This window comes from Halorubrum sp. PV6 (genome assembly GCF_003990725.2).
Lineage (GTDB): Archaea > Halobacteriota > Halobacteria > Halobacteriales > Haloferacaceae > Halorubrum.
Genome location: NZ_CP030064.1, coordinates 1,797,810 through 1,820,450, shown reverse-complemented (window position 1 = coordinate 1,820,450; position 22,641 = coordinate 1,797,810). Strand labels below are relative to the sequence as shown.

The following is a 22,641-nucleotide window of genomic DNA, read 5'->3' as shown; positions in this document are numbered from 1 at the left end:
CCGTCGACTGACGCCGTCTCCACCTCCTCGTCCGACCCGCCTCACTCCTCGCTGTCGCGTCCCGGCGGTCGGCGGGACAGCCGGTCGAACCGGTCCTGTGCGGCCTCCGCGCGGGCCGCGGTTCGCTCGGCGTCGTACGTCGCGGTCGCGATGGCGTTGTCCTCGATTTCGACGGCCACGATCGCGTCCGCGTGTCGGCCCGCCTTCGGGAGTTGAGCCGCGTCGACGACGGCGTCGCCGACCGTCTCCTCGTCCGCCTCGAAAAAGAGGGTCGCAAGGCCATCTTCCACCGAATCGACGACCGCCGTGTACGCGCCGTCGGCGAGGTCGATGCGGGTCATTCGTACGACTCCGCGAGGACTCGCTCGCCGGTCTCGGTCGTGACGAACACGGTGTCGCCGGCGTTGTTCCAGACCGGCGAGCCGGCGCCCCAGTAGAGTTCGCGGTCGGTGTCGGCGCCGCTTCCCGTGTACAGCGTCAGCGTCTCGCCCGGCGCGAGCGTTACGCCGTCCGGGATCACGTAGCGTTTGTCGGCCTCGTCGGCCACGGTCCACCCGGACAGATCGAGGGCGTCGCTCCCCGCGTTCTCGAAGACGACGTACTCGTCGTTGAGGTTCGCTCCGTCGTCGCCCGCGGCGTCGGCGTTCACCCTCGCGAGTTCGAGCCCCCCGTCAGATTCCGCGGTCGACCCCTCGTCGGCACCGCCCTCGGGCGTCTCGCTGCCGCCGTCGGCGACGGCGACGGTCTCGCCGCCGGTTATCTGGACCCGTTCCGCGACTCCGTCGCTCGTTCCGGGTTCGACCGGGTCGCCGTCGCGGAGCGCCAGCGGGGCCGTCGGAGCGTCGCGCTGCGTGCGCACGGAGACGGTCGCGCCGTCGCTGACGAAGACGATGTCGCCGTGCGTCGCCGTCCAGTACGTCGGGATAGATCGGTCGGCGAAGCGCCGGAGGACCTCCTCGTGGGGATGGCCGTACTGTGAGTCGTACGCGCTGGAGACGACCGCGACCCGCGGGTTCACGGCGTCGATGAACGCGCCGCCCGAGGAACTGCTCGACCCGTGGTGGCCCGCCTTCAGCACCGTCGACCGCAGCCGGTCGCCGTACTCGTCGACGAGATACGCCTCCTGGTCGTCTTCGGCGTCGCCGGACAGCACGAGACTCGTGTCGCCGTGCGTGAGTTTGAGAACGATGCTGTTCTCGTTTCGGTCTCCGCCTTCGAGGTACGGCTCCGGCGGCCCGAGCACGTCGACGGTGGTCTCGCCGAAGGGGATCGTATCGCCCGCCCGCGTCTCGTACAGCGTCACGTCGTGTTCCTCAACGGCGTCTAAGTACTCGCCGTAGGTGCGCGTACTCGCCGCGATCCCCGGATCGTAGATCGCACCGATCCCGTCGGCCTCCGTCTCGTAGTAGTCGATGACGGCCCCGTTCCCGCCGATGTGGTCCGCGTCGTTGTGCGAGGTGACGAGGTGGTCGATCCGCTCTATCCCGTGCCGTCGGAGGTACGCGAGGACGTGTTCGCCGTCGTCGTTGTAGTGGCCGGTGTCGACGAGCAGCGTCTCGCCGCCCGACCCCACGACGAGCGTGCTGACCGACTGCCCGACATTTATATAGTGGACTTCGAGCGTGCCGTTCGCCGTCGCCGGTTCCGCCGCGTCGTCCAACGGCGCCTCGGACGAGCCGTCGGTCGCGGTCGGGTCGCTGACCGGCGCCCCCGTACAGCCGGCGAGGACGATCACGACGGCGAGGGCGACGACGACGAGCGCGTGTGACGCTCGTCGAGATCGGTTCATCACCCAAGGTGAGCGACGTTACCAGATAAAGTTACGCAGGGCCGCGACGGCGACGCGCCGAAACGGCCCTACGCGTCGCCGTCGCGGTTCGTTCCGCGCTTCGCCAGTCGGCGGGCGGCCTCGCTCAGCCCCGAGCGGCGTCGGTCCGGCTCCGCCTCGGCGTCGGCCCGCTCAGCCTCGGCCCGGTCCGCGTCGGCCCGCTCGGCCTCGGCCGCTCCGCGTTCCGCGTCGCCACTGCCGTCGATCAGTTCGTCGAAGGGGGAGTCGGCGTCGGTCGGGTCGGTTGTGCCGGTTTCGTCGGTTCCGCCGGCCTCGCCGATTTCGCCGATTTCGCCGGCGGCGCCCGGATCGTCCGTGACTTCGGCCGGGTCGGCGTCGGGCGGGTAACTCCGCTCGGCGGGCGGGACGAACTCGGTCTCGACGGCCCGCACAATCTCCTGGACGCGGTCCTCGTCGAGCCGGTCGGCGTACGCCTCGCGGATCAGGTCGGGGACCGCGTAGGTGTAGTGTCCCCGGCCCGCGTGTCGGATCAGTCCGGCCCGGCGAATCGGCCGATGACGGCTGTACGCGTGGCCGGAGTCGCCGTCGCCGCCGGCGTCGATGTGCGCCGCGACCGGGTCGCTGACGCCCTCGCGGCGGTAGTGGCGGAGCATCCCCTGAGAGAGCTCCGGCAGTCGCTCGATCCGGCGGCGCAACTCCTCGATGACCGCCTCCCGCGTGCCGAGTTCGACGGCGTCGTCGAAGCGGAGCGCGCTCTCGGCTACGTCGGCGCGCGTGACCGGGTCCACGTCCTCGACCGGCGGCTCTTCGGGGGCGTCGGCGTCGGGTGTACTCGTAGCGACCGCCTCGGGGGCGTCGGTATCGGCCTCGCCGTCGTCTTCGTCGGCCGCCGATTCGACCACGGTGTCGTCCTCGTCGGCGACTTCGCTGTCGATGGCACCCTCGGTACGGTCGTCGTTGGCACTCTGTTCTGTCGCGGCGACAGCCTCGTCGTACGATTTAAGTACGGATTGGTCGGCGCTGCCGTCGGCGGCCGCTTCGTCGCCAGCGGGCATCGGCCGCCCGGTTCCGCCGCGGTACGGGGCCTCGGCCTTCCCGAGGAGCGCCTGCGCGAACTGGTCGGCCATGTTGCTCAGGTCTCGGGCCTCCTCCAACTCGCGTTCGAGGTCGGCGATCCGCTGGTCGCGTTTGTCGAGTTCCTGTCGGAGGTCGGCGAGTTCGGACTCGCGGCGCTCCTGCTCGTCGGAGATGGACTCCAGTTCGCCGACGAGGTCGCTGGAGACGGACTTGAGCTCCGGGCGCTCGAAGTCGTCGAGTCCGGGCGTCGCGCCCGCGTCGAACGTCTCCTTGCGATGGAACTGGATCCGCCGGATCGACTCGTCCCAGTCGGTCATCAGGAACGCCTCGCCGTCGCCGAGGTCCTCGACCGCGCTCGCGTACTTCGAGCCGAGGATGCGCCCGACCACCTTCGTGTCGTTGTCCCAGGTGAGTCGGTGCCAACAGAGCCAGTCGCACTGGGTGATGAAGTCCTTCTTCACGTCGGCCGGGCGCTGGCTGATCCCGACGATGCCGAGGCCGTGTTTCCGACCGCGCTTCCCGACCTTGATCAGCATCTTGCCCGTCTCGTCCATCCCGCCGCCCTCGGGGATGTACTCGTGGCACTCCTCGACGACGAGGAGGAAGGGTTTCTTCAGGCGCTTCTCCTTCGCGAACAGCTGTTTGACGACCTCCAAGAGGAGTTCGTTCGCGGTCTCCTCTTCGAGGTAGCCGGAGACATCGAGGATGATCGGGACGTTCTGCTCTAAGGCGAGGTTCGCGAGTTTCTCGGCGTGTTCCGGCGAGACGACGATGTCGCACTCGTCGTCGGCGCCGGCGTGGAGAATCTCGTACTCCTCTTTTAAGCCGTAGTACTCCCCGTCCGTGTCCACGATCATGACGGGGAAGCCGTTCGAGAGCAAGTTCTCGATGACGACGCTCGCGGTGTTGCTCTTGCCGGACCCGCTTTTTCCCGTTATAAACGAACGGCCGGTGAGCACGTCGACGACCGGGAGTTTCACCGGCGATCCCGGCTCCGCCGTCGCGTCGCCGCCGATCCCCTCGCTGACGTCCGCGACGTGGATCGTCTCCTGCTCGGTCATACTCGTGACAGGTAGCGCACGCCTCATAAAGTATCGGCTCGCGGGCGTCGCTGGCCGGAACGACCGGCCGATTCGAGGGGGTCGGACCCGCAAGACGTATGCCGTAGCCACGAGTCGGCTCGGGCGTGAACACCGAAAGCACCCTCCTCAACGCGTTCATCGGCGCCGTCGCGACGGCCGTCCTCTCGTTTACCGGTATCTCACCCGTCCTCGGCGGCGCGCTCGCCGCCTACCTGGAGGGCGGCGACCGCGAGGCCGGGCTTCGCGTCGGCGCGTACTCCGGACTGATCGCGTCGATTCCGGTCGTCGGGCTCCTCCTGCTCGGGCTGGTCTTCCTCCCGTTCTTGGGATTCTTCGGGTTCCCGCTCGAAGCCGGCCTCGCGATCGGTGGGGTCGTCGTCTTCGGTGCCATCATCGTGGTCGGTGGAATTGTATACACCGTCGCGTTGAGCGCGCTCGGCGGCTACGTCGGCTCCTACCTACACGACGAACTGTAGGGACACGCAAAAATCGGCATCAACAGCGCGCGTCCCGTCGCCGAGGTCAGTGTTCGCCGCCGGTGCCGCGCCGGTCCGAGTTCAGGTCGATGTCGAGGTCGTCGAGGAGCGCTTCGGCCTCCTCGCGCTTCGCCTGGTGGTCTTCGAGGAACTCGCGCATGAGTTCGGCGGCCTGCTCTTTGCAGCCGCCACAGAGGCGCTCGCCGTTCACGCACTCCGAGTAGACCTCCTTGGTGAGCTCGTCGTCGTCGCCCGCGAGCAGGTAGGCGTACAGCTCGTAGACGGGGCAGTCGTCGGCCTCGCCGCCCAACTCGCGCTGCTCGTCGGCGGTGTCGCGCCCGCCGGTCGTCGCGGCTTTCACCTTGTCGTACCCGTCCTCGGGGTCGTCGAGCAGCGAGATGTGGCTCGCCGGGACCGACGAGGACATCTTCCCGCCCGTGAGCCCGGTCATGAACCGGTGGTAGATCGAGGAGGGCTGGCGGAAGCCGAACCCGTCGTGGTCGATCTCCACCTCGCGGGCGAGCGACTCGGCCTCGCTCCGCGTGAGGTCGAAGGCGTCGACGTGCCCGTCGAAGACGCGCTTGTCGCCGTCGACCGCCTCGATCAGGGCCTCGAACGCCGCGTCAGTGGCGTTGCGGTCGAAGAAGCGCACGCGGGGGCGGAGGGGCTCCTTGCCGCCGGCGTTGAGTTTGTCGAGGGCGCCGGGCTTCGCGTCGGCCACCGACTCGGGCGGCTCGTAGTCGTCGAGCCACGCGGCGGCGTCCTCACACCGCACGTCGGTCTCGGCGTCGTCGACGTCGGCCGCCAGCGCGTCGTAGGCCGCCCGGACGAGCCGCCGCTCGTCGTCGTCGAGTTCGAAGCTCGCGAACGCCTCTGTCACCTTGAAGTAGCGCACCCGAGTCGCCAGATCGCGGGTCAAGCGGACGTGCGGGTCCTGGTCCGGGCCGACGGGGATGACGGTCGGCTTCGGCTCGTCGACGAGCTGCGGGTAGAGGATGTCGGCGGTCTGGGTGATCACGCTCTGCATGTGCGAGATGTTGGTCTCGCCGTCGAAGCCGTAGATCGCCTCGAACTCGGAGAAGTTCGCCTTCGAGCCGAGTTCGAAGCCGAGGTCCTGGACCGCCCGGTTGTCCGACTGTCGATAGAGCTCGCCCGCCTCGGCGTCGAAGCCGAGCGCGAGCAGCGAGAGCAGGTAGTTGCGGGCGTGCTCGTCGATCTCGTCCCACGACATCCCGCGGGCCGAGTGCGCCTCCAGGTCGGCGATCAGCCCGAACGCGTCGCCGCCCTGCTGTTGGTGCCAGATGATCTCGTCGAAGACGAGCTTGTGACCGATGTGCGGGTCGCCCGTGGGCATAAAGCCGGAGAGCGCGGCGAAGGGTTCGTCGTTGGCCATCGCTTCTGCGACCGCGTCGTACTCGCGGTGTCCGAAGATGACGCCGCGGCGCATCAGGTAATGGGGGTCGGCCACGTCGTCGGCCACGTCGTCGAACGCCTCGATGCCGAACTCCTCGAATAGCTCCGCGTAGTCGCCGACCGACGCCGACCCCCACGGGTCGAGCGCGACGTCTTCGGTCGGTTCCGCGCGCTCGGTCCCGCCGTCCGTACGGGGGGTGTCCTCGTCCATACGTCCCCTCCAGTCGGTCGACGCAAAAACCGTTCGCTTGCGCGGGAGCGAGTATCACGCCCGTTCTCTCGCTCGGCGTCTCGCCCATCGCCCCCGGAACCGCCTTCCCACCGACCGACCGAACGGGCGTACCGTTATTTGTCACCGGGTCGAACGGCCGACCATGTACGACGACCTGCTGGTGCCGACCGACGGAAGCGAGGCGGTCGACCGCGCGCTCGATCACGCGATTCGACTGGCGACTGACCACGACGCGACGGTTCACGCGCTGTACGTCGTCGACCGGCGCATCGCGACCGCGAGTTCCGGCGACCTCCACGACGAGGTCGTCGCCGACCTGGAAGCGCAAGGCGAGAGCGCGGTGGCGGCCGTCGCCGACCGCGCCGCCGACGCGGGCCTCGACGTCGAGACCCACGTCGTCGAGGGGACTCCGGACACGGAGATCGTCGGTTACGCCGACGAGCGCGACATCGACGTGATCGTGTTGAGCCCCGAGGGGAAGTCCCCCCGCGAGCGCATCCAGTCGCTCGGCAGCGTCTCCGACCGCGTGGCGGCCGACGCGAACGTGCCGGTCTTTTTGATAAAGTAAGGCGGTCGGTCAGGCGCTTCGGCGCCCCCCGAGCGCGGCCTCGTCCGACCGAGTTAGGTGGGTGGGCACACGGAGAGTGACCATGGAACTCACCGTCCTCGGCTCCGGCAGCGCGATGCCGGTTCCGGACCGCGCGCAGGCCGGCTACCTCCTCGCCGACGGCGACCGCTCGCTGCTCGTCGACTGCGGCAGCGGCGTCCTCCAGCGACTGGCCGCCACCGAACCCGGCTACGAGGGCGCGTCGACCGTCCTCCTGACTCACCACCACCTCGACCACGTCGCGGCGCTCTTGCCGCTTATCAAGGCCCGCTGGCTCGCCGGCGAGGAACACCTCGAAGTCGTCGGCCCGGCGGGGACCAAATCGCTCGTCGACGGCCTCCTCGACGTGCACGACTACCTCGACGGGCGGATCGATCTGGCGGTCCGCGAGGTGTCGGCGTCGCGCCCGTTCACCGCGGCCGGGTTCGACGTGACCGCCCGCGAGACGCGGCACTCGATGGACGGGTTCGCCTATCGGTTCTCGCCGCCGAGCGCGGCGGTAGACCCGGCGGAGGGGCCGCTCACGCTCTCGGGCGACACCGAGGCGTTCGCGGGCATGGCGTCGTTCGCGGCCGGGAGCGACCTGCTGGTCCACGACTGTTCGTTCCCCGACGGGACCGACGTGTCGAACCACCCGAACCCCACGGAACTCGGCGCGTCGCTCGCCGGGATCGACGTCGACACCGTGCTGCTCTCTCACCTGTACCCGCACACCGGGGGTCGCGAACGCGAGATGGCACGGAGCGTCCGGGAGGCCGGGTTCGGCGGCGACGTCGAGGTCGCGAGCGACGGGCTTCGCGTCGCCGTCGGCGCGGCGAGGGAGGGGCGCTAACTCGCGTGTTCGATCGCTTTCACGCCGGGGCGCTCCACTCTCTGCGCCGATCGAGCGGGCCCGACGTAACCGGGAGTAGTTACCTCGTGTCATGATCGACCCAGATATTTAAGCGAACCCGGTGGATCCGTTCGGGTATGACCGGCCCACTCGCTGACGACTTCGGACGGGAGGTGACGGGGGTGCGAATCTCGCTCACCGACCGGTGTAACTTCGACTGCGTCTACTGTCACAACGAGGGGTTAGGCGACACGCGGGGGCCGATGGAGCCGAGCGACGAGGAGATGAGCGCCGACGACGTGGTCCGATTCCTGGAGGTCGTCGAGGGGTACGGCGTCGACTCGGTGAAGTTCACCGGCGGCGAACCAATGCTCCGACAGGACTTAGAGGAGATAATCGAGCGCACGCCGGACTCGATGGAGGTGTCGATGACGACCAACGGGACGTTCCTCCCCGGCCGCGCCGTGGACCTGAAGGAAGCCGGACTCGACCGCGTGAACGTGTCACAGGACGCGCTCGACCCGGAGGACTTCGCGGCGGTAACCAAATCCGGCGCGTACGAGCGCGTTCTCGAAGGAGTCAAAGCCGCCGTCGACGCCGGCCTCGACCCGGTAAAGCTGAACATGGTGGTGTTCACGCACACCGCCGGCTACGTCGAGGAGATGGTCGAGCACGTCGCCGACAACGAGGGGCTCCAGCTCCAGCTCATCCAGTACATGCCGGAGCTGACCGGGAAACCCGAGTGGAACGTCGACATCGAACGCGTCCACGACTGGCTCGCGGAGATCGCGACCCGCGTTGAGCGACGCGAGATGCACGACCGGAAACGGTACTTCGTGGGGGGAGACGGCGACGACGCGGGCGGGATGGTCGAAATCGTCGACCCCGTCGAAAACGAGGAGTTCTGTGCCAACTGCGGCCGCGTCCGCGTCACCCACGAGGGGTATTTAAAAGGCTGTCTCAACCGCAACGACGACCTCCGGTCGATGGGGGAGATGACTCGCGCCGAGATCGCGGAGACCTTCGAGGCGGTGGTCGCCAACCGAGTCCCCTACTACGGCGAGTACCTGGTCGAAAACGACGACGGAGAGTACGAACTCAACGAGGCGTACCTCGGTACGCCGACCATCGCGGACTGACGCCGGCGAGGGGCCGGGGTACGCCACCGATCGACGCAGCGAGGCGGATCGACGCAGCGAGGCGCCTACTCGCCCCCGTATTCGACCCAGAACGCCGCCGCCACGACGACGCCGGCGAGCGCCAGCGTGATCGGGACGATCGGCACGTCGTACCCGAGATTCACGGCGAACACCATGATCTGGACGACGAACAGCAACAGCATCGCCAACGAGCCGACGATCCGCTCGCCGAGGTCGCTTCCGGAGACCTCGAACAGGACGCTCATGAACACGACGACGGCGGGCATCGCCAGCACGGCGATCGCCTTTCCGACCGCGTTGTCCGGGTTGCCGGCGGCGTTCCAGTGTATTACCATCTGGTCGGGGAGAGTCGCGTAGAGGGCGACGCCGACCGCCAACAACGCACCGGTTACGACCGCGGCGACCGCTCGCTGCCGCGCCAAGAGACGGAGGAGGACGTTCATACTCGTCTCCAACGCGCCCGACGGACAAATGCGTTCCCGCGCTCTCGTGTTCGCGCTCCGCCGCTCACTCGTCGCTCGGCCCGCCCGACTCGCCGCGGGGCTCCGTCACGGTGAGCGATCCCGTGACCGACTGCGCCGACGGGGGTGCGAGCGTGATCCCCTCCTTGTCGAACCGCCGTTTCACCAGCCGCCGGAAGTCAGATCGCAGCGACCGGATGTCCTGATTGCTCGGGTCTCCGACCCAGAGGTTCGCCTGCAGGGTGATCGCGTTCTCGCCGAGTTCGACGACGCGAGCGTTCGGTGTCGGGTCGTCGAGAACCGACTCCAGCATCGGTGGGATCTGTTGGAGCGTCAACAGCGCCTGCTCCGTGTCCTCGCCGTAGGCGACGTACACCTGCTCCGTGATCCGATACCGGTCGCGACCGTACGGCCGGGTGATCGCGTTGGTCGTGAGTTCGGTGTTCGGGACGGAGACGGTCTCGTGGTCCGGCGTTCGGATGCGGGTGACGCGGAAGTCGACCGCCTCGATCGTCCCTTTGCCGCCCGACCACTCGACCCAATCGCCCACGTTGAAATCGGGGTCCGCGACGAGGAACATCCCGCTGATGAGCGACCCGAACACCTGCTGGCCGGCGATGCCGAGCGCGAACGTCAGCGCCGCGATGATCACCGCCGACTCCGAGAGGACCCGGCCGTAGCCGGCGGCGATGACCCCCGTGAGCGTCGCGAACCCGATCATCGTGACCCGCAGGTACGTCTCCGTCGCCGTCTCGATGGTGGGGTTGTTCCGGTTGCGAGACCGAACGGCTCGGACGCCGAACGGGATCAAAACGAGGTGACCGAGGAGGTAGACGCCGCCGAACCCGACGAGGAACCAGAAGAGCTCCGACAGCACTTGGCTGTACACCGACACGACATCAGTCACCAACTCCGGGACGGGCGTTTGCTCGACCATGTGTCCGGGTCGGCGGCGCGTGGTAAAAATCCCGATTCGAAATTCCGTCCGCGAGCCGCCGAGCGTGTCCTCCGAACCGGACCGGCCGCGTGGCACGCGTTGCGAGACGATAGTGAGCGAACGGGCACAGTGGGATTCGAACCCACGACCGTCGGATTAGAAGTCCGACGCTCTATCCGGGCTGAGCTATGTGCCCTCGTCCGCAACTGACTCGGCCAGCGTAAAAAACGCCCCCGGTTCGCGGCGGGCGCGTCCACGCCCCAACAGCAGACCTAAGTCCGGCACGAGACTACTCGGCGCTAATGAACGTCATCGGAACCGTCGGTCTCCCCGGCAGCGGAAAAGGGGAGGCGGCGAACGTGGCCGAGAACGCGGGTATCCCGGTCGTCGTGATGGGCGACGTGATCCGCGCCGAGTGCCGGCGACGCGGGCTCGACCCCGCCGAACACCACGGCCGGATGGCCGGGACGCTCCGCGAGGAGGAGGGCGCAGACGCGATCGCCGCCCGGACGTTGCCGCGCATCCGCGACGCGGCGGCCGACGGCGAGCGCGACACCGTCCTCGTCGACGGCCTCCGGTCGACCGTCGAACTGGAGCGCTTCCGCGAGGCGTTCGGCGACGACTTCACGCTGGTGGCGGTCAACACGCCGTTCGAAGTCCGCGCCGAGCGACTCGACGACCGCGGCCGCGACGAGTCCGACTCCGATCTGGAGGCCCTCCGCGAGCGCGACGCCCGCGAACTCGACCTCGGGCTCGGCGAGACCCTCGACCGGGCCGACGTCGAGATCGACAACACCGGGACGCTGGCCGAGTTCCAGCGCCGCGTCCGTGAGGTTCTCGGCGTCGACGACGGCGCGGAGGCCGGCGACGAGTCCGCACCCGCGACCGCAAACACCGGAGGTGACGGCTCGTGATCTACAGCGTCGACGTACGCATCGAGGCCCCCGTCCGCGACACCGAGGTGACCGACCGGGTCGCCGACGCGGTCAGGAACGTCTTTCCGGACGCGGAGCCGGTCCACGAGGACGGCCGCTTGGTCGCCGAGGCGCACACCCTCGACGCCTTCTCCGACGTGCTCCACGAACAGGAGATCCTCGACACGGCCCGCCGGGTGTTCTTACAGCGCAGCACCGACGACGGGTTCTCGTTCGCCTTAAAAAAGCAGGCGGCGTTCGAGGGCGTCGTCAACTTCGCCGTCGGCGAGGCGGACGAGCTCGGCGAGATCACCGTCGACGTGCGCGTCAGGGAGCCGGCCGTCGACGAGTTCATCGACTACGTCGCGCCCGAGACGGACGAGGGGCGTCCCGTCGACCCCGTTCGGGAGTACGGCGACCGGATCGAGCCCGACCCGGACGACTACTGAGCGCTGTCAGTCGACCCGCGTCTCGTCGCGCTTCGCGTCGGCTCTCTCCTAGTCGCTCACGAACGTCGCGGCCGCGCCGCCGATGGCGCCGAACGCCGCCGGGTACACCGCCCCCGCGAGGAGGACAGCCGTGATCACGTCGGGCGCGACCGTCCCGTCACCGACCGAGTACCGGAAGAGGAACGCGCCGAGCACGGCCAGCGGGAGGTACCCGACGACGACGAGCGCGCCGTTCTTCGCGCCGTCGATCGGGTCGGTTCCGCCGGCGAACCGCCCCGCGACGACCCCGGCGAGAACCAGGAGGACGGGCGGAACGACGAACAGGATCGACAGCGTTCCCCCGTCGGCCTGCGAGATGAGATTCGTCATCTGGTCGCCTCCGATCAGCGACGGCACTCGCGTGTCGACGAAGTGGCCGTTGTAGAACAGCCAGCCGACCGCCTGCCACGTCGGGATCGGATCGCCGCCGAAGAGGTCGGCGAGCGCGTTGAACCCCGCTAACTGCTCCTCGACGGCGCCGTTCTGGGTGACGTAGGTGAACAGGTAGCCGAGGACGTACGCGGCGACGCCCGCGCCGGTTCCGGCGACGATTCCGCTCGTACCGTTCGATCGGTCGGAGACGGACATGCGTCCGGCATCGTTTCGTCGTTCATAAGTGTTTGTTGGCTCGGGGCGGCGGTCGAAGAGAATCTGAAACGCCCGAAATCGGTTAGTTTGTCGCCTCTCGCCACTCTTTCTGTGTGATCGAGTAGCGTATCTCGTCGTGGACGCTCCCGTCCGCGAAGGTGATGTGGTTTCGCAACAGCCCCTCGCGCCGCCCGCCGAGCCGGTCGACGTACTTCTCGATGGCGCGTCGCGACTGCTCGTTTTCCGGAAGGTGGCTCACGGTGACGAGGGCCAAATCGAGGTCCTCGAAGGCGACGGCGGCGAGCGCCGCGGCGCGCTCGCCGGAGTACCCGCGGCCCCAGAAGCGCTTGCGGAGCCACGTGCCGAGGGTCGCGGTCCGCTTTTCCCAGTCGACGGAGAACCCGCCGAACCCGGCTATCTCGCCGGCTCCGTCCTCGCCCTGGCGAGGGCGGATGACGTAGCCCGCCGCCTCGTTGTCCTCCCAGCGTTTCCGGCCGCGTTCGAGGAACTCCAGCGTCTCTTTTTTCGTTTCGTGGGGGTCCCACGTGACGTGTTCGGTCACTTCGTCGATGGCGGGGTCCGACGAGCAGATGCGATAGCAGTCGTCGAGGTCGACGGTCTCCGGCCATCGAGGGTCCAATCGGAGTCGCTCCGTCTCGATCGTTTCGGGGAACACAGCCGAGCGTCTCGCGGACACGTATAAAAGCCACCGCGGGCGTGAGACGCGCTGCCGTGTCTCCGAAGGGCTCGCCGATCGCGACCCGATCAGTCGAGCAGGCCGTAGTCGCGGAGCGCGTCCCCGAGCGCCGCCCGCTTGACCAGCGCGAAGCCGACACAGATGATCAGGAAGCCGGCGACGGTGTTCGGCGTGATCGCCTCGCGGAGGAACAGCCAGCCCGCGACCGCGGCGAACGCCGGCGCGACGTACGAGACGAGGTTGATCTCTATCGGCCCGAGCCGGTCGAGCAGATCGAAGTAGATCAGGAAGCCGAGCCCGCTGGCGACGATAGCGAGGTAGCCGAGCGCGAGCACCGCCTCCGTCGACCACGTCACGTCGGCGACCGACTCGCCGAGCGCGAACGACACCACGTGCGTCAACAGGGCGCCGACGAGCATCGACCACGCCTCCATCGTCTCGATCGGCAGGTCGTCGTCCGCGGCTCGGGTCAACACCGATCCGAGCGCGAACGAGGCCGCCGCCAACAGCACGAGCAGTTTCGCGACCGTGCCGCCGGCGGCGAGGTTGTTCGGGTCCGGCGCGGCGAGTACGACCGCGCCGACGAGGCCGACGACGAGACCGACCACGCCGACCGCGGTCAGTCGCTCGGAGGGGAGGAACGCGCGAGCGAAGACCGTCGTCAGCACCGGCGAGAGGCTGACGATGACGGCGGCGACCGCGCTCGTGACGGCCGGGTCGCTCTCGCCGATGAAGAGGAACACGTGATAGGCGGCGATGATCAGGGTCGCGCCGACGGCGACGGTGGTCCACTCGTCGCGGCCCCGCGGAATCGGGTCCTCGACGGCGTACGCCGCGTACGCGAGCATGACCACGCCCGCGATGTCGAACCGAAACGCGGCGAAAAGCACCGGCGGGAAGTACGCGAGGCCGGCGTTGATGGCCATGAACGCCGACCCCCACACCGCGGCGAGGACGAGAAACAGCCCGAGGTTCCGTGTTCGGCTCACACATCGACTCTCCCCGCAGCGCGCCAAAAGGTTCCGGAACCGGCCGCCCGTGCAGGGATCGGCGCGGCGGGCGTCCCGTTCGTCGCTATCGGATCCGGTAGCGATCCACGTCTGCGGAGCCGTCGCGGGCGACGACGCCGACGTCGGCGAGCCGCCGGAGGGCGTCGGCGACCGTCCGCTCGCGGGCGCCGACCTCGTCGGCGACGGCCGACGGCGTGCCCTCGGTCTCGACCAGCGCGGCGAGGACGGCGGCGAAAAATCGGCTGTCGGACTCGGTGCCGAGCCGCTCGTCTATCTCGGCCAGCGTGTCCTCCACGCGCCCCTGCACCCACCGCTGGGCCAGCGAGAGCTCCCGGTCGAGGTTCTGGAGGCGGCTGTACTCGCCGGCGAGGTCGGCCAGCCCGTCCGCGCCCTCGCTCTCCTCCGGGTCGTCGATCGAGAGGTGTTGACACCGGGACGCCATATCGAAGCTGTTCTTGGCGGGGTACGCGCTCTTCGCGCCGAAGCCGTACGGGGAGACGCTCACTTCGAGCCGGAGGCTGCGAGCGATCCGGAAGTACTTGCGGCGCTGATCGTCGGTGGTCGACTCGATGAGGCCGGCCTCTTCGAGCTTGCGCAGGTGGTCGATGACGGCCTTTGGACTGACGTCGAGGTACTCCGAGATCTCCGTGACGTAGCAGGGCTTCGTGGCGAGCAGCCGGAGGATGCGTCGCCGGTTCTCGTTCCCGAGGAGATCGAGCAGTACCGCAGAATCCATTAACGTATGGTTAGCGTCGTGAGTTGAAAAGGCTGACTTCTGGTGACGGACGCGCATGCCTCCCCGCGGGCGGTTCCCGCGTGACGCTCGCGCGGTGTCCGGAGCGAAGAGTAGTTAGTCCACCACGGTGAAACGGGGCGTATGGAGACGGCACTCGTTATTCTCGACGGATGGGGCCTCGGCGGCGGCACGGCGGAGGACGGCGGAGAACCGGTCGATCCCTCGGGCCGACCGGCGGGCCGCGACGCGGTCGCTGCGGCGGACACGCCGACCTTCGACGGGGCGACCGACCGCGGCGCCAACGGCGAACTCGTAGTTCACAGCCGGCGCGTGGGGCTCCCCGAGGGGCAGATGGGGAACTCCGAGGTCGGCCATTTAAATATCGGTGCGGGGAGAGTCGTCAAGCAGGCGTACACGCGGATCACGGACGCGCTCGCGGAGGGGTCGCTCGCCGACATCGACGCCATCGCCGACGCGCTCGACCACGTCGAGGCGACCAGCGGGCGGGTCCACTTCATGGGCCTCGTCTCCGACGGCGGCGTCCACTCCGACATCGAACACCTGCTCGCGCTGATCGACGCCGCCGCCGACGCCGGGGTGCCGGCGACGACCCACGCGTTCACCGACGGGCGCGATACGGCGCCCGAGATCGCCGACGGCTTCCTCGCCGACGTGACGGCGAAGGCGGACGAGCGCGGCACGGGCCACGTCGCGACCGTGATGGGTCGGTACCACGCGATGGACCGCGACGAGAACTGGGAGCGGACGCGGAAGGCGTACGACGCTATCGTCGACCGCGAGGCGCCACACACCGCCGACACGGCCGTCGAGGCGGCGACGGCGGCGCACGCCCGCGGCGAGACCGACGAGTTCATCGAGCCGACGCTCGTCGACGACGCGCCCGCGCTCGCCGACGGCGACGCGGTCGTCTTCTTCAACTTCCGGGCCGACCGCGCCAGACAGCTGGTCCGGATGCTCACCGACACACAGCCGGCGTGGGCGTTCGACCTCGACCAGCCGGACGTCGCGATGATCACGATGACCGAGTACGACGAGACGTTCGCGTTCCCGGTGGCGTTCCCGCCGGAGATGCCGGAAAACACCATCGGCGAAGTCGTTTCCGACGCTGGGCTCACCCAGCTTCGGCTCGCCGAGTCGGAGAAGTACCCCCACGTGACCTACTTCCTCAACGGGGGGCGCGAAGTCGAGTTCCCCGGCGAGCGCCGGGAGATCGTCGAGAGCCCGGACGTGCCGACCTACGACCTCCAGCCGGAGATGTCGGCGCCGGAAGTGACCGATACGGCCGTCAGCATCATCGAATCCGACGACCCCGATCTGTTGGTCCTCAACTACGCGAACCCGGACATGGTGGGCCACACCGGCGACTTCGACGCCGCGGTCGAGGCGGTCGAAGCGGTCGACGCCCAACTCGGTCGGCTCCTCGACGCGATCGCCGACGCCGGCGGGCACGCCATCGTGACCGCCGACCACGGCAACGCCGACGACATGGGCACCCGCGAAGAGCCACACACCGCACACACGTTCAACCCGGTCCCGTTCGTCTACGTGAGCCCCGACGGTGACGACGGTGGCGCGACGGTGCGCGAGGACGGCTCGCTCTGTGACATCGCGCCGACCCTCGTGGAGCTCATCGGACTCGATCGGCCCGCCGAGATGACCGGCGAGTCGCTGCTCGTCGAATAAACGGTAAACTACGGTCGGATTGTCTCTGGTTCCAGCCGTTTTAAGTCCCTGACCGGCGAGTCATCTTTCATGACAGACGGAACCACTCCGGTTATCGCCGCCGCCTATCGAACGCCGCAGGGACGAGACGGGGGCGTCTACGCCGACACTCGCAGCGAGGACCTCTCGACGACGCTCATCGACCACACGCTCGCGGAGACGGGGCTGACAGGCGACCACGTCGACGACCTGATGTGGGGCGTCGCCCAGCAGCGCACCGAACAGGACAACAACGTCGCGCGCGTCATCGCCCTGCTCTCCGAGCTGGGCGAGTCGGTGCCCGCGACCTCCATCAACCGCTGGTGCGCCTCCTCGATGCAGGCGGTCATCTCCGCGTCCGACGCCATCGCGGCCGGAAACCGCGACTGCATCATCGCCGGGGGCGTCGAGAACATGAGCCGGGTCCCGATGGACGGCGACTCGTACGAACACCTCCACCCGGAGCTCTCCGAGCAGTACAACATCTTCCAGCTACAGATGGGGATGACCGCCGAGAAGGTCGCCGAGGAGTACGACGTGAGCCGCGAAACGCAAGACGAGTACGCCGCGCGGAGCCACCAGCGCGCCGCCGAGGCGACGGAGTCGGGCCGCTTCGACGACGAGATCGTTCCCGTGGAGACCGACGACGGCCTCGTCGAGGAAGACGAGGGGATCCGCCCGGACACGACCGCGGAGAAGCTCGCCGGCCTCTCGCCCGCCTTCACCGGCGACGGGTCGGTGACCGCCGGGAACTCCTCGCAGATCTCCGACGGCGCGTCGCTGACGCTCGTCACGAGCAAGGCGTTCGCGGAGGATCACGGCCTCGACGTGCTGGCGGAGGTCGGCACGAACAACGTCGCCGGCGTCGACCCGACCGTGATGGGGATCGGTCCGGTCCCCGCGACGCGGGGCTTGCTCGACCGCGCCGGGACGACCATCGACGACTACGACCTCGTCGAACTCAACGAGGCGTTCGCCTCCCAGTGTGAGTACTCGCGGCGCGAACTCGGCATCGACGAGGAGCAGTACAACGTCAACGGCGGCGCCATCGCGCTCGGGCACCCGCTCGGGGCCTCCGGCGCTCGGCTCCCCGTGACGCTGGTCCACGAGATGCAAAAACAGGACGCCGACCGCGGGCTCGCGACGCTGTGTGTCGGCTTCGGGCAGGGCGCGGCGATCGAGTTCAGTCGGTAATCGGTCGGCGCCGTCGCTGATTGATTGTTAAGAGCATACTGCGTGTGTCGCGGCCGCGCGCTGCGGAGTTACTGAATGTGGCCTTCGCGCCGGAGCTGGTCCGCGTCGTCGTCGTCGTACCGCCACTCGACGTTCGCCTTCTCGTCTTGCCAGTCCCAGGGTTCCGCGAGGACCACGTCGCCCTCGCTGATCCAGGTGCGGTACTTCATGCGGCCGGGGATCCGGCCCATTCTCGTTTCGCCGTCGACACAGCGCAGTCGCACGTGATTCCCGCCGAGGTGCTCTGTCACCACGGCGAACACTTCGTCGTCCGAGGGCATTCGGAGGTTCTTGCGTCCGGATTCTTCGCTCATACAGGGAGTACGACCGTCGCCCGTATAAGTGATGGGAGATGCGTGTGCGCGTATGTCGTGAGGTGTGTCATCACTCGACACGTACACGATACGACACCACAAGACGCGCGTCGCGGAGCCTGCCTTCGGGCGGTCGCAGACGCTCTCTGCCCGCGATTCGCGTTCCGTTCGGTCGTCGCGCTCGGACCGGGTTCCCCGCTAACCTGCTCGCTCGCAGAGCGTTCGCTCGCCGGGCGACTCACTCCCGGCCCGTCGTCGGCCCGATTCCGCCGAACGCGTCGTCGACCTGCGCGAGCGTCTCCGCCTCCGCACCCGCGTTGTCGATGACGACGTGGTCGGCGTCGATCTCGTCGAACTCCCGCTTAAATTGGAGGTGGACCTCGAAGTCGGCGTCGCTGATCCCGTCGCGACGCTCGATCCGTCGTTTGACGACCGATTCCTCGCATATCACCTCGACGAGGGTGAACGACCCGGCGTCGCTTTCGCCCACCTCGCGGGCGTCGGCGCGGAACTGCGCGTCCGCGAACGTCGCGTCGAGGACCACCGACGCACCGCTCGCGACCCGCTCGCGGGCGCGGTCGAGCAGCGCCGCGTAGACGGCCGCCGTCTCCGCGTCGGTGTACGACGGCTCCTCGAACAGCTCCTTCCTGACCACGTCGGTTCGGAGCCGCTCGCCGTCGACGCGCTCGGCGACGCGCTCCGCGACGGTCGATTTGCCGACGCCCGGCAGCCCGCAGACGACGACGAGGTCGCCGGCGGCCGACGCGTCCGGCGACGCCCGGTCGGCGTCGGTCTCGTCGCCCGCTGTCATCGGCGGCCCCCCGCGTGCCGGTCTCCGTCGTGCATTCGTCCGCACGATCCGTCGAGATCCAAATGAAACTTCCTTTCGGCGCGGGCCGAGCGCGCCGTCGAGCGAAGCGTTCAAACCCCGCGCCGACGAGATTCGGGACATGAGAAACTTGGAGTCGCTCGCGCTCGACGAGAACGAGGAGATGCTCGCGCCGGCGGTGGTGCTCGCGACGATCGCCCTCCTCGCCGTCTTCGTCGTCGGATTCTTGGTGTTTGCCGTCGGGCTGATCGCGTAATCGGCAATCGACAGGCAATGACAGCTTTATAAGCAACGACCAATCGACCAGCCGGCGCACGGGCGCTCGTCGCGCCGGTGACGCTCGGCCCGTTCGCGTCCCCTTCTCGGCCCGTTCGCGTTCTCTTTTTGGCCCGTTCGCGTCCCTTCTCGCCCCGTTCGGGTCCCTTTTGAAACTCGGGAGCGAGTCGGTGCGTATGAGCTTCGATCTTCTGCCGGAACTTCTCGAACGCAACGCAGACCACGTTGCGTCACTCGACGCCGACGCCTTCGAGAACCGGCGCGACGGTCAGCGCCCGCCGGTGGTCTCCGTCTGCTGTTCCGACTCCCGCGTGTCACAGGAGGGCATGTGGGCGGTCGACCGGCCCGGATTTCTCTTTACCGCCGGCAACATCGGAAACCGCGTCAGCGACACCGTGGACGGCGAGCGCGTCCTCGACGGCAGCGTCGCCTACCCGCTCGTGTACACCGAGACGGAGGTTCTCGCGGTCGTGGGCCACACCGGTTGCGGGGCGGTCGGCGCCGCGCTCAACGCGGTCGAAACCGGCGAACTGCCGGCCGACCCCGGCGTCAAAGCCGACGTGTCGACTCTCGTGCCGATAGTCGAGGCGGGGCTCGACGCGCTCGACGGCACCGGGGATGGCGACGCCGACGCCGCGACCGCCAGCGTCCGGAACCGCCTCGTGGAGTACAACGTTCACGAACAGGTGGCGATGGCCCGCGAGACCGACGCGGCCGCCGACGCGTCGGTGTACGGCTTCGTGTACGACTTTCACGGGGCCTACGGAGGGCCTGACGGGGCGGTCTACCTCGTGAACGTCGACGGCGAGCGCGACCCAGACGCCCTCCGCGACCGCGTCGGCCCCGAACACGCGGCGCGCGTGGCGACGCTGCTATAACGGGCATCCGACAGCCGTATCACTCCGACGACCGAACGGAGTGGTAATGGACCGCCGCGTTCTGTTCGCGAGTCTGATTCTGCTTGCCGGCGGCGCGACCGGGGTCGGCGTCGCGCTGTTCGCCTTCGTCGGCGTCGACGACGCCACCATCGACGCCGAGGTCGTCTGGGAGTCTGGCCCCGTCGCCGGCGACGGCGACGACGGCAGCGGCGCGGTCGTCGCCACCATGGACGGCGACCCGCTCGTCCTCCAACCGGCCGTCGCGGACGGCGATCGGACGATACGCGCCACCGTCGCCGGCGGAACAGTTGCGTGGGAGACGCCCCTCGGCGGCGGCGTCGGTGCCGGCGACGGCACGGACCCGCCGACCGTGAGCGGGCTGGTCACGGGCCCGCTCGGTGACGGCGACGCCGTCGCGTTCACGACCGACTCGGGCGCGCTCGTGGTGCTCGATGCGGCCGACGGAACCGACCGATTCACCGTCGACCTCGGCGGAGCGAGCGGGCTTCGCCCGGCGATGGGCGACATCGACGGCGACGGCGATACCGAAGTCGCCGCGGCCACGACCGACGGTCGGATCGTCGCCGTCGACGCCGCCGGCGAGACGGTCTTCCGGACCGAACTCGACGGATCGATCGAGCGGCGACCGCTGGCCGTCGATTTCGATGGGTCCGACGCCGACACCGAGGCGAGCGTCACCCGCGGCCTCGCGGTCGCGACGGCGACCGACGGCGGTCGGACGATCAGCCTGCTCGACGGGTCGGGACGGGCGCAGTGGACGACGACCCCGTCAGTGACGCCGTTCACGTGGAGCGCGGCCGACTCCCGCGACGGCCCGGTAATCGCCATCGGCGGGACGAACGGGAACGTAGAGACCGTCGATGTCGCGGACGGAGGCACTCGCTACGAGATTGGGTTACAGGACCTCCCGGTCGCCGTGGGCGACGCGGACCCCGGTCGCGTCCACGTCGCCGGCAGCGGGAGCGTCTGGGCCGTCGACTTACTCGACGGCGAAGTGGTCTGGAAACAGCAGTACGGCGGCGACACGCGGGTGAACACGCCGTACATCGGCGACGTGAACGGCGACGGGTCGCCGGGACCGGTCGCGGTGAACCGGGACGGCGGGATGCTCGCGTTGAACCAGCAGGGCGAACCGATCGCCCGCGGCGACGTCGGGGGAGTCGTCTACAGCGGCCCGCTGTTCGCCGACGTGACCGGCGACGGCAGCGACGACGTACTCGTCGTCACACAGACCGGCCGAATCGTGGCGTTTTCCGACTGAGAGCCGCGACGGAGCGGACGCCGGTTTATCAGAACGACACGTCGCACACCCGTTCGCGGGCCGGCGTTTTGAAAACGGATTTCACCGGAAACGCGGTGTGTCGGAATAGCTACCGCTCGGCGGCCGAGAACACGGAAAAGCGAGCGTTCGCGCGCTCAGTGCTGTTCGTCCTCGTACACCCAGGCGGCGGTGTCGAGGCCGTAGTCGACGAGCTCGTCCTCGTCGAAGAACAGGTCGATCTCGCGCTCGTTCGCGCCCTCGTCCTCGTGGTCCGACGCGTGGATCACGTTGTGGCCGAGGTCCAAGCCGAAGTCGCCGCGGATCGTGCCCGGTGCGGACTCGGCGGGGTCGGTCTCGCCGACCATCGCGCGGACCTGCCGGGTCGCGTCGGCGCCTTCCCACACCATCGCGAAGACGGGTCCGGAGGTGATGAACTCGACGAGACCGTCGAAGAACGGCTTGCCCTCGTGTTCACCGTAGTGGTCGTGTGCGAGGTCCTCGTCGATCTGCATGAACTTCCCGCCGACGAGCTTCAGCCCGCGCTCCTCGAAGCGGGAGACGATTTCGCCGATGAGCCCGCGCTGGACGCCGTCGGGCTTGACCATCACGAAGGTGCGCTCGTCGTGGTGGCTCATCTACTCGCCACCCTGGTTGCGCCCTTCCTCGGTCCACTCGAGGTCGCGCGCCTCGCGGCCGAGGAAGTAGTTCTTCTCCGCCTTCGAGTCGACGAAGTGGAGGATCTGTCCGTTCGTCTTGACGTACATCGTGCCCGTGCCGGGCTCGATCTCCTCGCCGGTGTAATCGCAGGTGCGTGTCTCGACCATTGGTTATCGACCTCCGATGGAGTCGGCGTCCCGCTGGGTCTCCCGGAGCTGGAGCACGTCGCCCATGCGGACGGGGCCCAGGACGTTCCGGGTGATGATCCGGCCCTGGTTCGATCCCTCTTGGATGCGGCATTTGACCTGCATGGCCTCGCCGTGCATCCCGGTCTTGCCGACGACCTCGATGACCTCCGCGGTCGTCGAGTCGCCGGTGCCCTCTTCTGCGCTCATGGGTGGTTATCGAAGCTCCGCGACCTTCTCGCCGATGTCCTCGACATCGTCGGCGGCGTCGCCGGCGTCGACGACGGCGGCGGCGGCCGAGCCGACTTCGAGGCCGGCGGCGTGGCCGACTTCGTCCTGCGTGTCGACAAAGACGACCGGGATGCCCTTCTCCTCTGCGAGCTCGGGGAGGTGCATCACGATCTCCTCGGGGGAGACGTCTTCGGCGACGATGACGAGGTCCGCGTTGCCGCGCTCGACGGCCTTCGTGGTCTCGTTGGTTCCTTTCTTCACGGTACCGGTGTCTCGGGCGACCTCGAGCGCCTCAAGCGATCGCTCGGCGAGGTCGGCTGGGGTTTCGTAGTCTACGTAAACGGGCATATGTTGTTCTCCTACCCTCCGTGCGGGCTCGCGTGTCCGTACCGTGGTCGGTCCCTAACGGAACGGCACATCATCAACCCCACAGAGGCTGTGACCCGACGTTATCCGGACATCCATAAAAGCGCTTTCAATGTCGTGCGGGTGTGCGAGCGGGGCTCACGGGGTTCCGTCCGGCGTTCGCCGTCTG

The 22,641-nt window shown here is 68.5% G+C and carries 27 protein-coding genes and 1 tRNA gene; 11 read left to right on the top strand and 17 right to left on the bottom strand.

Annotated features, from left to right (window positions below; genetic code table 11):
• Window positions 1-41: 41 nt before the first annotated feature.
• The 3 genes from DOS48_RS22970 to DOS48_RS22960 form a co-directional block, all read right to left on the bottom strand.
• Window positions 42-341, bottom strand: coding sequence for a DUF3006 family protein (locus tag DOS48_RS22970; RefSeq protein ID WP_127117941.1), 300 nt, complete (start codon window positions 339-341; stop codon window positions 42-44).
• On the bottom strand, window positions 338-1,789 hold the full coding sequence (locus DOS48_RS22965) for a lamin tail domain-containing protein (protein ID WP_127117940.1): 1,452 nt from the start codon (window positions 1,787-1,789) through the stop codon (window positions 338-340). Before DOS48_RS22965 ends, DOS48_RS22970 begins: the two co-directional genes overlap by 4 nt.
• 68 nt (window positions 1,790-1,857) lie before the next feature.
• The gene (locus DOS48_RS22960; RefSeq protein WP_127117939.1) at window positions 1,858-3,927 is read right to left on the bottom strand and encodes a helicase HerA domain-containing protein; all 2,070 of its coding nucleotides are present in this window, start codon (window positions 3,925-3,927) and stop codon (window positions 1,858-1,860) included.
• Between the two features lie 125 nt (window positions 3,928-4,052).
• On the opposite strand from DOS48_RS22960, the gene DOS48_RS22955 reads away from it, so the two are divergent.
• Window positions 4,053-4,424, top strand: coding sequence for a DUF5518 domain-containing protein (locus tag DOS48_RS22955; RefSeq protein WP_127117938.1), 372 nt, complete (start codon window positions 4,053-4,055; stop codon window positions 4,422-4,424).
• A 46-nt stretch (window positions 4,425-4,470) separates the two neighbouring features.
• Here DOS48_RS22955 and DOS48_RS22950 read toward each other — a convergent pair whose 3' ends face one another.
• Window positions 4,471-6,048 carry a tryptophan--tRNA ligase gene (locus DOS48_RS22950; RefSeq protein ID WP_127117937.1) on the bottom strand — a complete coding sequence of 526 codons (1,578 nt, stop codon included), beginning with the start codon at window positions 6,046-6,048 and terminating at the stop codon, window positions 4,471-4,473.
• 163 nt (window positions 6,049-6,211) lie between these two features.
• Here DOS48_RS22950 and DOS48_RS22945 point away from each other — a divergent pair, with 163 nt between their 5' ends.
• The 3 genes from DOS48_RS22945 to moaA all read left to right on the top strand — a co-directional run bounded on the left by DOS48_RS22945 (window position 6,212) and on the right by moaA (window position 8,647).
• Window positions 6,212-6,637 carry a universal stress protein gene (locus DOS48_RS22945; protein ID WP_127117936.1) on the top strand — a complete coding sequence of 142 codons (426 nt, stop codon included), beginning with the start codon at window positions 6,212-6,214 and terminating at the stop codon, window positions 6,635-6,637.
• Between the two features lie 82 nt (window positions 6,638-6,719).
• Window positions 6,720-7,508, top strand: a complete 789-nt coding sequence (locus DOS48_RS22940) for an MBL fold metallo-hydrolase (RefSeq protein ID WP_127117935.1) — start codon at window positions 6,720-6,722, stop codon at window positions 7,506-7,508.
• A 137-nt stretch (window positions 7,509-7,645) separates the two neighbouring features.
• Window positions 7,646-8,647: a GTP 3',8-cyclase MoaA gene (gene moaA, locus DOS48_RS22935; protein WP_127117934.1), complete on the top strand. Its 1,002-nt coding sequence runs from the start codon at window positions 7,646-7,648 to the stop codon at window positions 8,645-8,647.
• 65 nt (window positions 8,648-8,712) lie between these two features.
• Here the strand turns inward: moaA and DOS48_RS22930 are convergent, their stop codons facing one another.
• The 3 genes from DOS48_RS22930 to DOS48_RS22920 all read right to left on the bottom strand — a co-directional run bounded on the left by DOS48_RS22930 (window position 8,713) and on the right by DOS48_RS22920 (window position 10,262).
• Window positions 8,713-9,111, bottom strand: coding sequence for a DUF1648 domain-containing protein (locus tag DOS48_RS22930; RefSeq protein ID WP_127117933.1), 399 nt, complete (start codon window positions 9,109-9,111; stop codon window positions 8,713-8,715).
• A 64-nt stretch (window positions 9,112-9,175) separates the two neighbouring features.
• A complete protein-coding gene (locus DOS48_RS22925; RefSeq protein ID WP_127117932.1) occupies window positions 9,176-10,066 on the bottom strand; it encodes a mechanosensitive ion channel family protein in 891 nt (296 codons plus the stop codon).
• Window positions 10,067-10,187: 121 nt separating this feature from the next.
• A tRNA-Arg gene (locus DOS48_RS22920) sits at window positions 10,188-10,262 on the bottom strand.
• Window positions 10,263-10,368: 106 nt separating this feature from the next.
• Between DOS48_RS22920 and DOS48_RS22915 the strand changes: the two genes are divergently transcribed.
• Together DOS48_RS22915 and DOS48_RS22910 are read left to right on the top strand one after the other, a co-directional pair.
• Window positions 10,369-10,980: an AAA family ATPase gene (locus DOS48_RS22915; RefSeq protein ID WP_127117931.1), complete on the top strand. Its 612-nt coding sequence runs from the start codon at window positions 10,369-10,371 to the stop codon at window positions 10,978-10,980.
• Entirely contained in the window at window positions 10,977-11,429 is a 453-nt protein-coding gene (locus tag DOS48_RS22910; protein ID WP_127117930.1) for an RNA-binding domain-containing protein, read from the top strand. Before DOS48_RS22915 ends, DOS48_RS22910 begins: the two co-directional genes overlap by 4 nt.
• Window positions 11,430-11,477: 48 nt before the next feature.
• On the opposite strand, the gene DOS48_RS22905 is transcribed toward DOS48_RS22910, so the two are convergent.
• From DOS48_RS22905 to DOS48_RS22890, 4 genes are all read right to left on the bottom strand, one after another.
• The gene (locus DOS48_RS22905; protein WP_127117929.1) at window positions 11,478-12,056 is read right to left on the bottom strand and encodes a transporter; all 579 of its coding nucleotides are present in this window, start codon (window positions 12,054-12,056) and stop codon (window positions 11,478-11,480) included.
• 82 nt (window positions 12,057-12,138) lie between these two features.
• Window positions 12,139-12,732, bottom strand: coding sequence for a GNAT family N-acetyltransferase (locus DOS48_RS22900; RefSeq protein WP_127117928.1), 594 nt, complete (start codon window positions 12,730-12,732; stop codon window positions 12,139-12,141).
• Window positions 12,733-12,821: 89 nt separating this feature from the next.
• Complete coding sequence (locus DOS48_RS22895; RefSeq protein WP_127117927.1) at window positions 12,822-13,742, bottom strand: DMT family transporter; 921 nt, start codon at window positions 13,740-13,742, stop codon at window positions 12,822-12,824.
• Between the two features lie 85 nt (window positions 13,743-13,827).
• The gene (locus tag DOS48_RS22890; protein ID WP_127117926.1) at window positions 13,828-14,499 is read right to left on the bottom strand and encodes an ArsR family transcriptional regulator; all 672 of its coding nucleotides are present in this window, start codon (window positions 14,497-14,499) and stop codon (window positions 13,828-13,830) included.
• Between the two features lie 141 nt (window positions 14,500-14,640).
• On the opposite strand from DOS48_RS22890, the gene gpmI reads away from it, so the two are divergent.
• On the top strand, window positions 14,641-16,203 hold the full coding sequence (gene gpmI, locus DOS48_RS22885; protein ID WP_127117925.1) for a 2,3-bisphosphoglycerate-independent phosphoglycerate mutase: 1,563 nt from the start codon (window positions 14,641-14,643) through the stop codon (window positions 16,201-16,203).
• Between the two features lie 69 nt (window positions 16,204-16,272).
• Window positions 16,273-17,415, top strand: coding sequence for a thiolase family protein (locus tag DOS48_RS22880; RefSeq protein ID WP_127117924.1), 1,143 nt, complete (start codon window positions 16,273-16,275; stop codon window positions 17,413-17,415).
• A gap of 68 nt (window positions 17,416-17,483) precedes the next feature.
• Here DOS48_RS22880 and eif1A read toward each other — a convergent pair whose 3' ends face one another.
• Together eif1A and DOS48_RS22870 are read right to left on the bottom strand one after the other, a co-directional pair.
• Complete coding sequence (gene eif1A, locus DOS48_RS22875; RefSeq protein WP_127117923.1) at window positions 17,484-17,768, bottom strand: translation initiation factor eIF-1A; 285 nt, start codon at window positions 17,766-17,768, stop codon at window positions 17,484-17,486.
• A 238-nt stretch (window positions 17,769-18,006) separates the two neighbouring features.
• A complete protein-coding gene (locus DOS48_RS22870) occupies window positions 18,007-18,579 on the bottom strand; it encodes an AAA family ATPase (RefSeq protein WP_127117922.1) in 573 nt (190 codons plus the stop codon).
• Between the two features lie 139 nt (window positions 18,580-18,718).
• On the opposite strand from DOS48_RS22870, the gene DOS48_RS29560 reads away from it, so the two are divergent.
• The 3 genes from DOS48_RS29560 to DOS48_RS22860 all read left to right on the top strand — a co-directional run bounded on the left by DOS48_RS29560 (window position 18,719) and on the right by DOS48_RS22860 (window position 21,033).
• Window positions 18,719-18,853: a hypothetical protein gene (locus DOS48_RS29560; protein WP_256370852.1), complete on the top strand. Its 135-nt coding sequence runs from the start codon at window positions 18,719-18,721 to the stop codon at window positions 18,851-18,853.
• Between the two features lie 196 nt (window positions 18,854-19,049).
• Window positions 19,050-19,751: a carbonic anhydrase gene (locus tag DOS48_RS22865; protein WP_127117921.1), complete on the top strand. Its 702-nt coding sequence runs from the start codon at window positions 19,050-19,052 to the stop codon at window positions 19,749-19,751.
• A 46-nt stretch (window positions 19,752-19,797) separates the two neighbouring features.
• Window positions 19,798-21,033, top strand: coding sequence for a PQQ-binding-like beta-propeller repeat protein (locus DOS48_RS22860; protein WP_127117920.1), 1,236 nt, complete (start codon window positions 19,798-19,800; stop codon window positions 21,031-21,033).
• A gap of 155 nt (window positions 21,034-21,188) precedes the next feature.
• On the opposite strand, the gene ndk is transcribed toward DOS48_RS22860, so the two are convergent.
• Genes ndk through rpl7ae form a run of 4 tightly spaced genes read right to left on the bottom strand, consistent with a single transcriptional unit; the run spans window position 21,189 to window position 22,454 of the window.
• Window positions 21,189-21,668 (bottom strand): nucleoside-diphosphate kinase, encoded by a 480-nt coding sequence (gene ndk, locus DOS48_RS22855; RefSeq protein WP_127117919.1) that lies wholly within the window; start codon window positions 21,666-21,668, stop codon window positions 21,189-21,191.
• Window positions 21,669-21,857, bottom strand: a complete 189-nt coding sequence (locus tag DOS48_RS22850; protein ID WP_008008468.1) for a 50S ribosomal protein L24e — start codon at window positions 21,855-21,857, stop codon at window positions 21,669-21,671.
• A 3-nt stretch (window positions 21,858-21,860) separates the two neighbouring features.
• Complete coding sequence (locus tag DOS48_RS22845) at window positions 21,861-22,085, bottom strand: 30S ribosomal protein S28e (protein ID WP_004046478.1); 225 nt, start codon at window positions 22,083-22,085, stop codon at window positions 21,861-21,863.
• A 6-nt stretch (window positions 22,086-22,091) separates the two neighbouring features.
• Window positions 22,092-22,454 (bottom strand): 50S ribosomal protein L7Ae, encoded by a 363-nt coding sequence (gene rpl7ae / locus DOS48_RS22840; protein WP_127117918.1) that lies wholly within the window; start codon window positions 22,452-22,454, stop codon window positions 22,092-22,094.
• Between the last annotated feature and the right edge of the window lie 187 nt (window positions 22,455-22,641).